The 16,433-nt window shown below is 37.9% G+C and carries 20 protein-coding genes; 13 read left to right on the top strand and 7 right to left on the bottom strand.

From position 1 onward, the window contains the following. Positions 1 to 473 precede the first annotated feature (473 nt). From D3P96_RS08155 to D3P96_RS08140, 4 genes are all read left to right on the top strand, one after another. On the top strand, positions 474 to 830 hold the full coding sequence (locus D3P96_RS08155) for a hypothetical protein (RefSeq protein WP_124943859.1): 357 nt from the start codon (positions 474 to 476) through the stop codon (positions 828 to 830). Beyond that, on the top strand, positions 808 to 2,043 hold the full coding sequence (locus tag D3P96_RS08150; RefSeq protein ID WP_148091225.1) for a replication initiation factor domain-containing protein: 1,236 nt from the start codon (positions 808 to 810) through the stop codon (positions 2,041 to 2,043). The genes D3P96_RS08155 and D3P96_RS08150 overlap by 23 nt, the downstream gene beginning before the upstream one ends. A gap of 189 nt (positions 2,044 to 2,232) precedes the next feature. Further along, positions 2,233 to 2,424 carry a hypothetical protein gene (locus tag D3P96_RS08145; protein WP_148091224.1) on the top strand — a complete coding sequence of 64 codons (192 nt, stop codon included), beginning with the start codon at positions 2,233 to 2,235 and terminating at the stop codon, positions 2,422 to 2,424. 163 nt (positions 2,425 to 2,587) lie between these two features. Continuing rightward, the gene (locus D3P96_RS08140; RefSeq protein WP_124943856.1) at positions 2,588 to 2,890 is read left to right on the top strand and encodes a hypothetical protein; all 303 of its coding nucleotides are present in this window, start codon (positions 2,588 to 2,590) and stop codon (positions 2,888 to 2,890) included. Between the two features lie 113 nt (positions 2,891 to 3,003). Here the strand turns inward: D3P96_RS08140 and D3P96_RS08410 are convergent, their stop codons facing one another. The 6 genes from D3P96_RS08410 to D3P96_RS08485 all read right to left on the bottom strand — a co-directional run bounded on the left by D3P96_RS08410 (position 3,004) and on the right by D3P96_RS08485 (position 4,772). Continuing rightward, on the bottom strand, positions 3,004 to 3,165 hold the full coding sequence (locus D3P96_RS08410; protein WP_185696139.1) for a hypothetical protein: 162 nt from the start codon (positions 3,163 to 3,165) through the stop codon (positions 3,004 to 3,006). Between the two features lie 273 nt (positions 3,166 to 3,438). After that, positions 3,439 to 3,600, bottom strand: coding sequence for a hypothetical protein (locus D3P96_RS08405; RefSeq protein WP_185696138.1), 162 nt, complete (start codon positions 3,598 to 3,600; stop codon positions 3,439 to 3,441). Positions 3,601 to 3,755: 155 nt separating this feature from the next. Beyond that, positions 3,756 to 3,890 carry a hypothetical protein gene (locus tag D3P96_RS08495; RefSeq protein ID WP_280524499.1) on the bottom strand — a complete coding sequence of 45 codons (135 nt, stop codon included), beginning with the start codon at positions 3,888 to 3,890 and terminating at the stop codon, positions 3,756 to 3,758. Between the two features lie 151 nt (positions 3,891 to 4,041). Further along, complete coding sequence (locus tag D3P96_RS08420) at positions 4,042 to 4,203, bottom strand: hypothetical protein (RefSeq protein WP_221621571.1); 162 nt, start codon at positions 4,201 to 4,203, stop codon at positions 4,042 to 4,044. Between the two features lie 153 nt (positions 4,204 to 4,356). Beyond that, positions 4,357 to 4,491, bottom strand: coding sequence for a hypothetical protein (locus D3P96_RS08490; protein ID WP_280524498.1), 135 nt, complete (start codon positions 4,489 to 4,491; stop codon positions 4,357 to 4,359). 149 nt (positions 4,492 to 4,640) lie between these two features. After that, positions 4,641 to 4,772, bottom strand: a complete 132-nt coding sequence (locus tag D3P96_RS08485; protein WP_280524497.1) for a hypothetical protein — start codon at positions 4,770 to 4,772, stop codon at positions 4,641 to 4,643. A gap of 612 nt (positions 4,773 to 5,384) precedes the next feature. On the opposite strand from D3P96_RS08485, the gene D3P96_RS08135 reads away from it, so the two are divergent. The 7 genes from D3P96_RS08135 (at position 5,385) to D3P96_RS08100 (ending at position 14,291) form a co-directional block, all read left to right on the top strand. Beyond that, the gene (locus D3P96_RS08135; protein ID WP_185696137.1) at positions 5,385 to 6,314 is read left to right on the top strand and encodes a conjugal transfer protein; all 930 of its coding nucleotides are present in this window, start codon (positions 5,385 to 5,387) and stop codon (positions 6,312 to 6,314) included. A 22-nt stretch (positions 6,315 to 6,336) separates the two neighbouring features. Next, positions 6,337 to 6,552, top strand: coding sequence for a TcpD family membrane protein (locus D3P96_RS08130; RefSeq protein ID WP_124943854.1), 216 nt, complete (start codon positions 6,337 to 6,339; stop codon positions 6,550 to 6,552). Positions 6,553 to 6,938: 386 nt separating this feature from the next. Continuing rightward, complete coding sequence (locus tag D3P96_RS08120; protein WP_124943852.1) at positions 6,939 to 7,445, top strand: hypothetical protein; 507 nt, start codon at positions 6,939 to 6,941, stop codon at positions 7,443 to 7,445. A 126-nt stretch (positions 7,446 to 7,571) separates the two neighbouring features. Further along, positions 7,572 to 10,115 carry an ATP-binding protein gene (locus D3P96_RS08115; protein WP_244919086.1) on the top strand — a complete coding sequence of 848 codons (2,544 nt, stop codon included), beginning with the start codon at positions 7,572 to 7,574 and terminating at the stop codon, positions 10,113 to 10,115. 296 nt (positions 10,116 to 10,411) lie between these two features. Next, positions 10,412 to 11,215 carry a class A sortase gene (locus tag D3P96_RS08110; protein ID WP_124943850.1) on the top strand — a complete coding sequence of 268 codons (804 nt, stop codon included), beginning with the start codon at positions 10,412 to 10,414 and terminating at the stop codon, positions 11,213 to 11,215. Between the two features lie 28 nt (positions 11,216 to 11,243). Continuing rightward, on the top strand, positions 11,244 to 11,657 hold the full coding sequence (locus tag D3P96_RS08105) for a hypothetical protein (RefSeq protein WP_124943849.1): 414 nt from the start codon (positions 11,244 to 11,246) through the stop codon (positions 11,655 to 11,657). A gap of 90 nt (positions 11,658 to 11,747) precedes the next feature. After that, positions 11,748 to 14,291, top strand: a complete 2,544-nt coding sequence (locus D3P96_RS08100) for an isopeptide-forming domain-containing fimbrial protein (RefSeq protein ID WP_185696136.1) — start codon at positions 11,748 to 11,750, stop codon at positions 14,289 to 14,291. Between the two features lie 522 nt (positions 14,292 to 14,813). On the opposite strand, the gene D3P96_RS08480 is transcribed toward D3P96_RS08100, so the two are convergent. Further along, entirely contained in the window at positions 14,814 to 14,939 is a 126-nt protein-coding gene (locus tag D3P96_RS08480) for a hypothetical protein (RefSeq protein ID WP_280524496.1), read from the bottom strand. 444 nt (positions 14,940 to 15,383) lie between these two features. Between D3P96_RS08480 and D3P96_RS08095 the strand changes: the two genes are divergently transcribed. Together D3P96_RS08095 and D3P96_RS08090 are read left to right on the top strand one after the other, a co-directional pair. Beyond that, complete coding sequence (locus D3P96_RS08095; RefSeq protein ID WP_124943847.1) at positions 15,384 to 15,716, top strand: hypothetical protein; 333 nt, start codon at positions 15,384 to 15,386, stop codon at positions 15,714 to 15,716. Between the two features lies 1 nt (position 15,717). Beyond that, complete coding sequence (locus tag D3P96_RS08090; RefSeq protein WP_124943846.1) at positions 15,718 to 16,047, top strand: hypothetical protein; 330 nt, start codon at positions 15,718 to 15,720, stop codon at positions 16,045 to 16,047. Positions 16,048 to 16,433 lie beyond the last annotated feature (386 nt).

Below are 16,433 nucleotides of genomic sequence, written 5' to 3'. Positions count from 1 at the left end.
TTCCTAAAGAGTTTAAAGCTAAGCGCTATTTTGATGAATTAGGGAAAAAACTTGAGGTAACGGTAGATAGACAAGCACCTCACGGTGCAGATGAAGCTTAGTTGACCTTACCGTTCAAACAGTTAGGTGTAGGGAAAACTATTTTTAGAGCCTGTTTGCGAATGACATGATATGTGACCGATCGGGAACGGTGTGAGGGGGTGGCTCTGCCACCCCGAACACTCATGGAATAGCTTATAGGCTCTTTAAATAGTTAACTGGAACCTGGCTGTTCTTGCGGTAGTGGACTTAGGTCAACTCGCTTAATCTGCCGAGGCCCCGTTTACCTAATAGGGGGCCTTAAAATGTAAGGAAAAAGGGCAGGCAACGTTATCACAGCGGTCCTGAAGCCCCTTTTATAAAGTGAGCACGAATTGTGTTTTGTGCACACTTGTTTTCGATTTAAAATTGAACAGATTCAAGGAGGGAATGCGATGTCAGTAATTAAAACCTACAAATACTTTGGGATTGATCATCTATTGGTGAATGTTAAAAATGATGCGTTTGTTTTTACACTGCTTAATGAAGCTGGTTTAGAAGAAACCTTTTTCGCGAATCCCTGGACGTTACCTAGCCACATTCCCAAGCTACTAGATGATATGTGCGTTGAATCAATTAGTTATGATGCTTCATCAATCTATCCAACTGTTAATTTTGAACAAATGAACCCGAAAGGGTTTGAAGAACAAGCTATCGTCATACAAGTATGGCACAGTTATCGTGAAAAAATACGTAGAAAGGCTGTAGTTGGTAGTTCCGTTATTACAGATGGTACATTTGATGGTCACTAGTGAGCAATTAAAAAATTGCCGTTTAGCAAAAAAATGGTCAATCAGGGAGATGGCAGCTTATTTAATGGTTAGTCAATCCGCTTATCGTAATTATGAGAACGGTAAACGTGAGATGCCCGAAGAAGTTCAAGATCGTGTGCAAAAAGCATTCATCAATTACAACGGAACGATGGCCATTGCGATTGATTATTTACGAATTAGCTTTGAACATTTGTCAGCTCGTGATGTGGTTATGTTGGTCATGAAAATGAATATTGATGATTTTGCGGTTGGTGGCGGAAATTCGGGTATGTTGTATCGTGAATCCTTGAATTATTCGGGATTTAATTTTATTCGTGTGTTCAGTCGAACTGAACCTGATGAAAAAGGGGCCTTACTTCAAATTTCTGGTCATGGGTGTCGGTCTTTCGAATTCATTTTGGACCAGCAAAATACAGATTGGAAAACGTTTTTGTATGATACGGTCTACAAGTACAACGGTGTTGTAACACGTATTGACTTGGCCATCAACGATTACTGTGGGTGGTTTGATATTGCGACTTTGATTGAAAAAGCGCAAAACGGTGATGTTAAAACACGTTTTAGAACCCAGCCTATTATTCATGGTAATCAATATTCGGGTTGGACTTTAGAGTTTGGTAAACGAGGCAATGTCTTTTTTCGTTTCTATGAAAAGGACAAGGAAATCGCGACTAAACTTGGTACATCAAATTATGATCTCGGGATCATTAATCGTTATGAATTACAAATTGCGGATACACGCAAGGCTACACAATTAATTAATGACTGGCTTTTAAAAGACCAACTGGTTCCGATGGTGTATGGGTATTTTAATCGATACATCACATTTTATGACGCATTACCTTTAGATGAAGACGGTAACCCGATTAAGTTAGAATTCAATGACCGTGAGGTCTGGGAACCATGGCATTACTTTGTTTTTAAGTCTAAAGTCATCAAATTTGAAACGTTACCAGAAGAAATTAGTATTGACCGCTCTTTGGCTTGGATTAAACGCTCAGTTGCCCCAACGCTTAAATTTATTAAGATGGTTCAAGGGCTGGATATGACGGATAAGTTTGGGAAAGACTTGGTTTCAGAGTATGTGGATGAAGCTGAGTTATCTCCTAGGCAGGAAAAATACTATCAGGCCATCATTGATGAAATTGAAAATCAGAATAAAATTGCGAGAACATTCGAGGAAGCACATTAAAACAGACATTTTCGAACGTAATTTTTACATGACAAGGAAGGCGGTTGTTTTATGAAGTAGCTGAATAAATGAATGAAGAATCAATTGTGCATGGAATTGTGCATGGCTGGTTACATTTGGAAATGATGGAGGTAAGTAAGTATGAAAATTTCTGTTTTTAGAGTTTGGGATATACGCGTCGACGAGTACGTGGAATTTGACAAAATTATGTTCTCACCTGATGGATCAGTTGACTTACTAGTTGAAGGTGAACTGTGGGAAGACAGCGATGAACAGGGAGGTAACGTATTCATTGTTGAACGGTATACTGGCGTTAATGATTCAGAAAACAATCCCGTTTTTGTTCCATTTGCGAATGCTAATCTACAGAAAATGAAATAAGTTCATTAGTTGGCATGGTTGATGATTTAAATTGATTGCCTTTACATTCTTGTTGCGTAATGATTATAGATAAATTGAACTATCGGGTCTGAAAACACATGGGTGGGGTTCAAAATTTAGTTGCTATAACATTCTAAAATAAGAAAAATGGAGAAAGTTACCTATGGCTGAAAATGCAAATATACAACGTGCAATTAAAGCACTTCAAGCTTCACAAGAACATGCCGAACAAATTACGGCAAGTATGAAAAATCTCGATAAAGACACGCTTTATGCGGGGGTCAATGAAGTCAAAGCCTTGATTGAGGAAGATCCGCAACTAGAAAAGGTTTTTGCGGACGATTTAAAGCGTCTGCGTAATAATCTACGTTTCATTTCACAAGCATCGGGTATTGTTAAGAATGCTCAAAATGTTTCAAGTGCTACTGAAGATACTGTTGCTAGTATCAAGCGTTTTGTTAAGTAGTTGACACTTTTCGATTTACGTGTAAAATAATAATTGTAAATGAAAAAGCCAACAGGTGATGGGACACCCATTGGCCGACATGTTTTTTGGAACGCTAGTTGATTAAACGCTAACTATTTTCGGTTAGCGTTTTTGTTTTTGATTGACTTAGCAACTGCCGAGTTAACCAAAAACTCACCTAGCGCGCTTAAAATCGCGCTAACCATGGCTCCAAAGGCAATCATAAGTGCCGGTAGGAGTTCCATGTTTAGTTCCTTTCTGGAAGTAACACGCATACGCACCACCTCCTTTTGTTTTTTGTTTGTAAATGTAAAGGGGGGGCACTATATGGTGCGTTCCTCCAAACATGCCAGTGCTACCTGGTGATCAAACCAGATAACACATATTTCAATTATACCTGATTTTACATTCAGTTAGTTACTTGTTTTGAGAAAGTTGACAGGTAATGAAAACCGTGTAGAATAATAGATGTAAATGAAAAGCCAACAGGTACTGTGAATACCCGTTGGCCGACATGTTTTTTGGAACGCTAGAGTCTTTAACGCTAACTACTTATGGTTAGCGTTTTTATTTTTGATTGACTTAGCGATTGCTGAGTTAACCAAAAACTGACCTAGCGCGCTTAAAATCGCGCTAACCATGGCCCCAAAGGCAATCATAAGTGCCGGTAGGAGTTCCATGTTTAGTTCCTTTCTGGAAGTAACACGCATACGCACCACCTCCTTTTGTTTTTTGTTTGTAAATTGTAAAGGGGTGGCACTATATGGTGCGTTCCTCCAAACATGCCAGTGTTGATCGGGTAATTAATCCGTCAACACATGCTTTTAAGTATACTCGTTTTTACAGTCAGATGCAGTAACAGATTTTAATGTTGCTGTTTTTCTTGATCTTTTAAGGCTTTGTAGATGAGATATTTGCCCGCTAGTTTGAGTCCCAAACTGACAATGCCGCCAAAAGCTAACATCGCTAAGGGAATCCAATAGTCGGTTAATATTGACATGATGGTTTGTTTCATAATGTTAAGTCCTTTCTAGTTGACAGTGAGCCGATTTGATGTAAAATTAAAGTATAGTAAATGAAAAAGCCAATAGGTGCGCATACACCCATTGGCCGACATGTTTTTCGGAACACTAGTTTAATTTAAACGCTAACTATTTTTTGTTAGCGTTTTTGTTTTTGATTGACTTAGCGACTGCTGAGCTAACCAAAAACTTACCTAGTGCGCTTAAAATCGCGCTAACCATGGTCCCAAAAGCAATCATCATTGCTGGTAGGTATTCCATGACCAGTTCCTTCCTTGAAGTAACACCCATAAGCACCACCTCACTTTTGTTTTTCTTAGTAAATGAGAGTGGGTGAAGCCATATGCGTGTTCCTCCAAACATGCCAGTGTTGATCGGGTAATTAATCCGTCAACACATGCTTTTAAGTATACTCGTTTTTACAGTCAGATGCAGTAACAGATTTTAATGTTGCTGTTTTTCTTGATCTTTTAAGGCTTTGTAGATGAGATATTTGCCTGCTAGTTTGAGTCCCAAACTGACAATGCCACCAAAAGCTAACATCGCTAAGGGAAGCCAGTAATCGGTTAATATTGACATGATGGTTTGTTTTACAATGTGTGAGCCGTTCTAGTTGACAATGAGCCGATTTGCTGTAAAATGTAGGTATAGATGAAAAAGCCAGCGGATACTTGGAATATCCACTGGCCGACATGTTTTTTGGAACACTAGGACTATTAAAACGCTAACTATTTAAGGTTAGCGTTTTTGTTTTTGATTGACTTAGCGATTGCTGAGTTAATCAAAAACTCACCTAGCGCGCTTAAAATCGCGCTAACCATGGCTCCGAAGGCAATCATCATTGCCGGCAGAAATTCCATGTTTAGTTCCTTCCTGGAAGTAATACACATAAGCACCACCTCCCTTTGTTTTTTGTTTATAGATGTAAGGGGTGTGTTACTATATGTGTGTTCCTCCAAACATGCCAGTGTTGATCGGGTAATTAATCCGCCAACACACATCGTTTAGTATAACTTAATTAAGCGAGTCTGTCAGCTAAACTAGTTAGTTCTTGACATTCAGTTTTGTTAGTGTATAATTTTGAGATGTTCAGTAGCCTATTTCCTAATGGTAGGTTATTGAACTTCCCTTAATTGTGTCTGTAATGTGATCCTATGAATAAACTTAATAAAAAGGCTCTCCATTGCAGGCATAGATCGTGATTCATTTTAGCTCAAATTCATCATCGTTCAACGCTGTCTTTTTTCGCGATGATGAGTTTGAGTTTTTTATGTCAAGCAACCCCCCCTTACTTTTATGTTAAGGGGGCTTTTTTTGTGCCCAGAAAAATAAAATTAGGGCGGTGTTTTCAGAATTAATTTGAAAGGAGTCGACTTATCAAAAAATTTCAATTCAAACGAAAACCTAAAATCAAGAAACAGCGTTTACCACATGTAAAACATCAAATTTCTCGTCGTACATCGCGTTGGCTGTTGTTGCTTTTGATTGGTGGTTTGGTCATAAGTGGGCCACTTGCGTTTGCAAATGTTAAATCCGTGTCCCATCAAAACAAAGAACTCCGCAAAGAGCTCAAAGCGTTTGCCGCTAAATTAGATAAAGCTCAAACTGGCTCCTTAGCTTATAATCCTGCTTTGGGCGGGTATATGGGTGCTTTTATAAATCAGTACATGTCACATTCAGGGAACAGTCAAGAGTTTACAAATTGGCAAAATTCGTTGAAACCCTATTTTGCAAAAGATATGGATGTCTCAAAACTCTCAGACAGTGATAATTGGAAGCAACAAGACTTAACGTCAGCTGATTTAGTATCTATTTATGTGCAAGATGATGTCAAAATTGCACAAATGCGTGTGAAATATCGCATCAAAACAAAGGAAGAATTGGTTAAACCTGAAAAAAATAAAGATCATAAATCAGGTACTAAAAAAGAGAAGAAACCAAAAATCAAAGAAACTTGGGTTGGTAAAACAACCTATGTTAATGTTCCTTATCAAGCCAAGAATAATTACTTTACTGTCATTGCTTATCCGTTTGTATCGCCAGAACGATCGAGTAAGGGACATGTTTCTGAGGCTTTGGTTCGAAATGGTAAAGCCTCAACTACATTAAGTAATACAGCGATAAATCAGGTCACCAAGTTTACGACTAAATTCTTTGACAAGTACGTTTCATCTTCAAATAATGAAATGAGTTTTATTATGGCTGATCCAGTTGGCCTAAGTGGTGAGTATCGAGTTAAAAGCATTGAGGAAACCCACGTTTCTGGAAATGCTAACAAACCTCGTATTTCAGGTACAATTTTACTCGAACAAGTTGATACAGGGGTCGTACATTCTGAACAATTCGATTTAACGTTACGAAAGCAAGATAACACTTATTTTGTTTTGAAGTTTGATCACTAACAACAGAGAGGAGGAATTTTCTATGGATTTAACGGGATTACAACAGTGGGTGTCACAACAAGGAACGGCTCTTTTGATAATTGGGATTGTTTTTTTGACGGTACTTGCTTTTTTACGCCGTGATTTTAAGGAATTGATTATGGTCGCTTTATTTGGTGGCGGTGCTTGGTTACTAATATCACAAGGACCGATGGTCTTGCGGGCAATTTCTACCATTTTCCAAAAGATTTTCGGCTAATGGGGGCATAATATGCAAGATACGTACAATTATCAACCGCTTTATCGGCATAGTTATACTATACGAGGGACAACTGCTAAAAAATATGGTGGCATTTCGTATGCAATATCAGTCGAAACCGCAATGATCATCTTTTTTTCGATACTTTTTGTCTCCCTACCATTATCATGGGTTGTTTACCATATTAACAGTCAATACATCCTAGGCTCCTTGTTTATACCACCAATTGGGATATACAAACTTTACGATGGGACAAATCCAGATGGATTGAAATTTCATCAATATGTTTGGCAATATGGTAAATACTATGTGAAATACGTGTGGCCGAAACGAACATTAGCGCATGATCAAGCGGTTTATTATACAGAAGGGGAGGTCGTGATTAAATGAGTTTTACGACAAACACGACAAAATTAGTTCTTCGAAATCAAAGTGGTCAGATTTATCAATTTCATTATCCATTTAATGCTTCTCAGATTGCAGATTGGACCAATGAAACACATTTTGAAATCATTGAAAGTCAACTCCCTTTTAGGATTAAAGGAAGTATGACTAATTTCGAAGCACTTAATCGTTTTGTAGAGGCATTGGAAAACAGTGTTCTTGGACAACTGACCAATCGACAAATTCAAAACATTATCGATGGTGAATTAGATGGTTGGGAGTCGATTGACGAGAATCAACTAAATGAAATCAATATTATCCATGAATCTAATCCTGCAGGATTAGGATTAACTTATGCTGCACAGACTGGTTTATCTGATCTAGATTTTATTTCCTATTTACCTGGTGATAATAGTTTTTATATTGACTGGGAGAAAGTTGGTCAGACATTATTGGATAGTGGTGACTTAATCGAAAATGGTGATGTTTACGTTGAATTAAACCAATGATAATACATGGGTCCAGCTTAAAAGTTTAGCTTTTATGGGGGTCAAGCCCTGGCTGGGCTTTTTGCTTACACATTACTAAATGTTATTGCAAAAGAAAAAAGAAAGTGGGTGCTATTTTTGAAAACAGTGTTAAAAAGTCCGATTAAGGCCATTAAAGATAACTTATTACTCACGACAACTGGTGATGTTTGGGGCTATTATCGAATTAAGAGTCAAAGTATCGCAAATCATGATTTAAAACAAAAGGAGGAACGTAAACAAAAACTGGCATTTCTGTTTAAAGAACTTGCTGGGTATGGGGAATTTGAATTGACCTTGGTTCCACGAGAATTAGATTTAGAGGAACGTTTCTTTGGTGAAACGTCTTTATCAAATGACTTTGCGGACGATGTTCGTGATGTTGCAGAACATTATGCTCGCAAGCAAATTAAATTATTAAATCACGAGTTTGGAACAACGACCGAAAGTTATTATGTTATAGGGATTAAACTTAAATCAGCACGCTATGATCATACTTTACGTTCTTCTGTCTCTGGTGTTCTAGATGATTTTGTACAAACATTAGCTCCTCAACTAGGTTATGATGTGGTTGTTGATGATAAATTCTTTGAGACCTATCAAGATGTAGCAGAAGAAGTTGAAAATAGTTTATCAAGTGTTGGTGGTGAAGCTTTTACGGAAGACGATTTGGCTTACTTCATTCGTTATAATTTTTTACGTGGCATTAAACATTCTGTTCTCGATGAAAGTCAAGACCATTATCTTGAAAACTTATTAGATGGTTCGCTTAATGCATCACATAAAGGGGCGCTTTATTTGAAAAACAAAGAGGGTGAAGGCTATGTGGCTTTTCTACCCATTTCAAGTACGCCTACAGATTTGACCAATAGTCATTTTTTTGAACAGGCTCAAATGAAAAAATTTCCAGTAGAATTTCATATGAAAGTTATCACTGAAAAGAAGTCAGGATTTGGAAAAAATCTTAAAAGTCGCCTTGGTGCGCTTGGTAAGGAAATGGTTTCTGAGGATAAAGATGCCTATCAATCTGGACAACTAGATAATTCAGACAAACGTAAAACAGCCCGATTTCTGTTAAATCAAATGCGAAATGGTTTAGATCGAGGCAATGAGTATTTTCGGTGGTTAGGGGTTTTTGTGATTTATGCGGATGACTTAGACGAATTGCGAAAACGCGTGGCTTCTTTTAGAAAAACGATGGCGCAACGTAAAGTTGAACTCAGTCAAGCAAGCGCGCAACAAGTTGATTTATTTTATCGACTATTACCTGGCTATTCTTTAGAAGGTGAACAGCGATGGCTTCAATATTCAAGTCAAGATGGGCTTGCGCAAAATCTGTTTGGTATTTCCCATCAATTAGGCAATCATACTGGCTTTGTGATTGGGCGTGTTTCGAGTACGAGACAAAGTCAGTCGATTAAAAAGAGCATTTATTCTTCAAAGGATTTAGTTTTTTTTAATCCACTTGTCACAAATCAAGGCGTAACAGGTTCTGTCACAGATAGTCCACATATAACCGTCACTGGACAAACAGGTCGAGGCAAATCATTCTTAGTGAAATTGATCATGATGTATCTTTCCATGATGAACGCCAAACTCCTTTATGTTGATCCAAAACAAGAAGTGAAACGTTGGTTTAATCGAGCAACGAGTGACCCTGGTTTTAAAGAAAAATATCCAGAACTCATTAAATTAATTAGTCAGTTTCATTTCACGACGCTTGACCAAGCAAATAGAGAAAATTGGGGGTCGCTTGATCCGATTGTTTTCTTAGCTGGCATTGGGAATCGTAATGAATCAATGGAACCAGATACTGATCCAGCCTATGATGTCGCAGTCGCCATGTTTAATCAAATTTTTGAAATTCGGGATCCGTTAGCTAAAGCGGAACTTGAACAGGCAATTAAAATGACCATTCGTCGTAAATGGGCAGGGGAACGAGTTGGTATGTTGACAGTCCTAGATGTCATGGAATCTGAGGCGCAGCGAACTGATTATAAAGAATTAGCACAAGCAATTCGTAAACGTGTGACAGGTGGTATCCTACGTTTAAGTTTTTCAGATGGTCATAATGATTCGGTTAGTTTTAATACGCGTATTAATATCTTAGAAGTGGCCGGTCTTGATCTACCAAATGAAGATGTTGATCCATCCACTTATACAGATGTCCAAAAAACCTCGTTAGCAACCATGTTTGCCCTAGGTAAATTCGCGGATAAGTTTGGCCGTGAAAATCCAGATGAATACACTTTTGAAATTATTGATGAAGCTTGGATTTTCCAAACCTCATCAACTGGACGAGCAATTTTGAAATCAATAAAGCGAGTTGGGCGATCATTTAATAATGCATTGGTCTATGCGACACAATCAATCGACGACTTAAGTGGTGAGAATGATCACGGACAAGTTGGGGTGGTTTTCGCATTTAATGAACCTAGTGAAACAACAAAAATTCTTGATTACGTTGGCATTGAGCCATCGGCTGAAAATGTGGAATGGTTTTCAAAGTTTATTAAAGGTGAAACGCTTTTTAGAGATATCTATGGTCGGGTTGGAAAAATGGCTGTGCATTCAATGTTTCCCGAATTCACACTTCTTTTTAAGACTGTGGAAGATTCGGCAAGCGCCAAAGCAGAAGAAAAATGGCATTAACAAAGATTGGTACCTATCATATGTTTCTCATAGAGTGGTAATTTCTATACACCATTGAATGATTATAAAAATGAAGGTTGTTTTGTATTCAAAAATGCATAAATACAAGTTTTAAATGCAAATCAAACAACACAAAAAATTGAATCGTTGGTCGACCTAACTTAAATAAGCTAGGTCTTTTTTATTTAGGAGGTTTTTTATGCCAATCAAGGTGCGCAATCCTTCATTCAACAGTTAATGATTGATAGGAGAACACAGATGTTGTTTGCCACAGACTTACAGAAAGGAAGTTAATTATGGCATTAAATAAGTTTTGGTCCCATTGGTGGGGCAAGTTGCTCGTACTAGGAGCTTTGCTTGCGCTTGGTTTAGGGGGCTATTTTGGTTATTCCGTTTATGAGGCGAGTCACACGGCTCAAGAAGCTAAATTGAGCGAACAAGCACAACTTAACAAAAAACTAAACCCAAAAAAGTTAGTGACGCAGCCTGATCCAAATGGTCAATATAGCTATGGAAATGATAATAGTGGTATTCCAACTGCGAAGCAATTAAAAACATTTCAACAGAGTAAGGGAACCCTATCACAGATTGGATATGCGGGAACAAATAAACAACCTGGGTTAAAAGCACCCATTTCTGGAAGCCCAATTTTTGTTGGGGCAAGTGATAAAGTTTTAGCGACTGGAACGGGTACCTTGTCAGCTAACTTCAAATTAGGTGAGGGCAATAATCAATTAGCGCGGCACAGTTTTGGTGGAACGCCTACGACGGGAGATTACGTTTTAGGCTTTAGTCCACTACAAAAAATCGATGTTTCAAAGCAACCTAAGTTTTATGAAACTGATGGGACTAAGATTTACACTTATCGGCTAACAAAACGGCAAGTTATTGATGTTAAGTCAAATCCAAAGGCTTACCAAAATGCCGTCTATGGCGATACTGCAACTAAGGTTACCTTAGTGACCTGTGACGAACCCATTTATGGGACGATTAACCGTCACCCAGATAAACGGATTGTTGTAAGTGGGGCTTTGGTTGATACACAAGCATTTAAAGATGCCCCAACATCTGTTAAGGCTATTTTCCCTCAAGTGGCTTAGTTCACACTATCAAAAAAAGGAGCATGTCATGATTTCACGAAAATTTTTAATCTATAATCAGGATCCGATTGCACCTGTCGCTTTGATGAATGAACTTCCTGTAGACCTATCTGGTCGTTTCGTTGTGCCATACACACAAGATTGGCACTCTAATACAGAATTAGTCTTTTTCTTAGCGCAAATTAGTAATCGAAAAACGGAGACTGAATTTGAAGTATTGAAAGATATTCAACTCGATCGCTCCATTGTAAATGGGGGAATTCATTTAGAGTTAGACCCCGCGGAAGCGGCAAGTGGTTTTAATTTGTATGCGACTGAAGCGTTGGCCACACTGATGCAATCACTCAATACAGGTCGTACGACAAATCGCGTGGGTGTACAACCACATCAAAATTTCGAATACAACGGTGCCATCTATCAATGGGGCATTGTGCCAATTTAAGAATCGGTTAACATGTGTCCAGGTGACACAATTATAAGGAAGTGTAGGTAAATAAATATGGCTACAGAGCAACGTAAAATGAAACGGCATATGAATCAAATGAAATCATATCCAATGTTATTACTCGCAACAGCAGGAACAATCACACCCGTTTTGACGTTCGTGGCTCACGCGGATGACGGAATCTCTGATCCAAAGCAAGCGACCGCACAAAAGGTAGCGCTCACATCATCTCCAGACTACAAGGAAGCTGATGCAAAAATCGCAACACAGCAGAAAAAAGGCATGCACATCGATGTCAAAGAAAAAACCGTCAAAGTTAAAACGGCCGCTGAACGAGATCAAGCCTTAAAAGACGCTGAAGCTGATGCTAAGAAACAATTGGTTAAATTGAATGCTGATTCATTAGCTTATGATAAGTGGGCAGGAACCAGCACTGGCCTTGAGGGAACTAAGCCAGGTGATATTAACCAACAATTGTTAATTAAGAAATCACCCAATGCAAAAGCAACCCTTTCAAATGTTAGTTCTGCGGTTACCACTAAACAGATTAAGCAAAGTGAGTTTAAAAATGTGATCAGCTCATCTACAAAAGCAATTAAGAGTACCTCTGCGTATGAGATTGCGAAAAAGGCGAGTGGTCTAACTGCGGTTAACGGACACCTTGCGACAGTGTCTTATACCAATCTTGACGCATCATATGCGGGTAAAAAGATTACCAAAATTGTTTATGATTTCCAAGATTTGGAAAAGAATAATACGAATCATACGAGTGAGAAGCCTCGTTTTTATGCCTTTAATGATCCAACGGACACGATTTGGTATAACGCAACGGAAGGGGTTACAATTGTTCCACATTTCTATGGTCCAGATGGTCAGGAAATCAAACTTTCTGATAAATCGGCCTACGCCACGGCTGGCTCGCTAAATGGGCGATATAGTTCAACCAACAGTGCCGCAAAATATACCAAGAAGGGCAAAGCATTCCACGTTGAATCTGTACAATTGAAGTCAGGTGGGACCATCACGCAATTACAAGGCTCAAGTATTCGTAATCATGCGAATGATGCATACGCCGATGAAACGAATCAAGGTAACGCACAAACTGTTAAAGATGGTATTATTCCGTCTTCAATCGCAGACTGGGATAATGCAACAAGCCCAAAACGTATTTACGGCGCCACGGCTTTGAATTTGGATAATACCAAAGAAGATACAAAAATTCGTTTCCATACAACGCGTGCTGACAATAAAGACGGTGTCGGGGTTTGGGCGACTTTGAGTACAACCATTGATCCATCACTACCAGCACCAAAGGGCGAGTTTACGAAGACAAAGGTTATTTTAGAACCAGCAGAAATGCCTAAACCCATTAAGTCACGCTTAGACCAGAACGGCAATATTACCACATCGAAGGACGTCAAGTTAGGCGATACGCTTTCTTATGGTTTATCTGCTAAAATTCCAGCAACCGATGCCAAGGGCAATCCTCTTAAGACAGCACAAATTGTTGATCCGTATGTGGATGCCTTTGGCTATAAGACTAGCAAAATTAAGTTGACAGACGCCAAGGGACAGGATATTACCAATGATTTCAAGTTTGAAGATAAAAAGGGGCTTGGAGCTACTTGGACAGCGAAAGATGCCACGAAATACGTTGGAAAGACCGTCTTTGTCATGCCTGAATTTGAAATTAAATCTGAAGCTGATTTAGCAAAGTATGAGCAGGACGGTAAACTCGTCTTTCCGAATACGGTTTATTTGTTGGTCAACGGTGAGAAAGTACCTGGAAACACGGTAGTTGTAACGCCAAAGGGTAAAATCACTCCCGTAGATAAGGCATATGTTGGTAATATTAGTGATTGGAAGTTGCATAAGGTTAAGCTTGATTCTCAAGTTACGAATCAATCCAACAAAGCAGCTAGTCAAGCAACTTCCAGTGATGCAAATCAGACTGTTGATGCTAAAAATACGCCTGCAAAAACTTCTAAATCTGGTGTAACAGAGCAAGCTAAGTCATCAACGGCAACCAAAACAGCTGCGACAACTGCTAAATCAACAAGCAAGTCTGATGCCGTTGCGGTTCATACAGTCAAAATAGGTGATAAATTTGGTTATACTCTGAATACGACCGTTGATGCCATTGATGAACAAGGGCAATTGATTAAATCCTTTAGTTTAAATGATCCTTTGGAAAAGGCATTAGCTTTTGATGGTGTTCAAATTGTGGATCAAACCGATAAAAATAAGGATATCACTGATGATTTTGCACATACTGGTCGTATTTCGTCAGCATTGCATGAGAAAAAGGTTGCACAGTACCGCGGTCATAAATTACAGATGCGTATTGGTGCACATATTGACGAAAAGCAAGACCTTTCCGCTTATAAGCAATCAGATGGCAGTTATGTGATTAAAAATGTGGCTTCAAAAACTCAAAATGGGCATGATACGCCTTCAAATGAGGTTGATATTAAAGTGACAAAGACACCTGGTAAGTCAAATCCAGCTCCTAAAGAGACTCCACAACCAGAAAAACCAACCTACAATCAAAAAGCACCTAACACGGGGACGACAAACCGAATGACGCAATTGTACGAATCTGTGAAGCATTTCTTTGGTATTGCAGACTAAAACACTTTTAAACATGATTTTACAAGGTCCGCGATAAAATTAGGGGAGTAAAGACTTCTTTCAAACTTTGATATTCATGATCCATATCGCATACACCTCCTTGTGATAATTTATTTTTGGATTTTGCGTGAAATTGTGTTAAACGGTGTATATGGGTCCTTTGCAAGTCAAATATAAGAAAAAACCACTAAATCAACTGAACGCTGAAATAGTGGTTTACAAGGGACGTTAATTTTAGAGTATGCGCTTGAACTGATTACTAACGCATATATTGATTTTGACTAAATACGCTGATCATATAGCCAATAATTATAAAAGCGAGAAAAATCCATAAAATGGGATTTTTAAATGTTACAGCTAGTAAATGCTTCATAGTTTCACCTCCTTTAACAACAATTAATTCATTTTATAGTTGACGTTATAAAAGTCGGTGTGTTTAGGAGTCCCTTGCAGGTCAAGTATAACAAAAAACCACTAAATCAGTTGGACACTGAAATAGTGGTTCACAGAGGACGTTTAGAACTAAAGGCTCAACAATCCATTTACAATGAATTGTAAAATCATTACTTTGATAAAACTCGTTACAAGATCCTCGATAAAATCGGGGTCAGTAAAGGCTTCTTTCAAACTTTGAAATTTATGATCCATTAGCATACACCTCCTTGTCACAATTTGTTTTTGCAAGTGTTTTGAAATTGTGTCAAAAGGTGTATATGAATCCTCTGCACGCCAATTATAACAGACACCACTAAATTAAGTGGTTTTTGCAATAGTGGTTTAAAAGGTACCTCTTGTAAGGTAAGTATCACATTAATAAATGATGTGTTCATACAAACACATGTTAAGCCTACGGGCTTAGCATACATACTAGAAAAAGGAAAGGTGTGTATATGAAATATAAAAACAGAAGTAGTTAATCAGTCGTCATTAAAAAATAAATAATGTAGAAAATATTTGAAGGTGAGGCTTCATATGGCGGATAGTAATGAAGTGAGGTTTGATGATTTTTTAACGGTGCTATGCATTTGTGTGCTTTTATTGCTATGAATATGTCGTACAAACTAACGATTTATAAAATAAGGAGTGTGTATTATGAATAAAGAAGCTTTAACACCTTTTGATGATCCAATGTTTGATGCAGCATTGGTTGATCCGTCAATTAATTTAGATGAGTTGGTTCCAGTGATGACAGGTGATATTCTTTGGTCGCCTGTATATTTAACAAGTGAAGAATTAAATCATTTACAGTCTCTGCATGATGAACTAGCTGACGCAACAACATTAATGCAGGACGTCTTAGAAACGACTCAGGCTAAGTGCTTTGAAGTTGATATGTTAAAAGATATTAAATGGAGTGTAGAGCAGCACAATCACAATTTAGACAGTGTTTTACAAAGGTTGACAACTAAACTGGAGGTTAAGTGAGATGACACAAAATGACGATAAGAATGAAGATGTTGAGATTGATGATTTGGTACCAATTCCAGAACATTTACGAGCCTTTTATGAGCCAAATTTATTAGAACATCCAGTAAACTTTTCAAATGATGAATTAACTCAGTTAGATTGTGCTTTAAAAAAAATGATTAGTGTTGATTTAAGTCTCATTGATTTTTTGAAGCATAAAACGGAGGAAATATCTGAAATGGTTTTTGTCTTCGATGCTCAATATCAGATTGATCAACTCAGCACTCACTTAGAATTGTTAATTGCAAAACAGCATTTGGATAAACAACACATCAATGATAATAGTTAATGGGTTTTCTATTTATAATGGCGGAGCTGATTTTTCGAACAGTTACGATTGATACAAAATGAATTTCGTGAGCTTGGGTATGATTTATATAGCCACCAACCACATGATGAGCATTTGGAATCTGTACGGATGAAGTTATTTGAATTTGACATAATTTTACCTCTTTTTTCTGTAATTATAGCACTTCGTGTTGGTCATTCAGAAATTTTTCAATTACTTTTTCAATTACTATGCAATCTACAATTGTTAATTGAAAAACAGCATTTGAATAAGCAGCATTTCAATGATAATCATTAAAATGGCCGACTCACTTTGCTTTTTTAATATATTTAAAAATAGACATGTCGTTAAAAAATAAAAAGCCATAGTGATTAGCCATAGTGATT

Origin of the sequence: Weissella viridescens (genome assembly GCF_003862435.1) — a bacterium.
In the GTDB taxonomy this organism is placed as follows: domain Bacteria; phylum Bacillota; class Bacilli; order Lactobacillales; family Lactobacillaceae; genus Weissella; species Weissella viridescens_A.
Note: the sequence above shows the minus strand (reverse complement) of the source record. Positions and strands in the feature narration are given on the sequence as shown.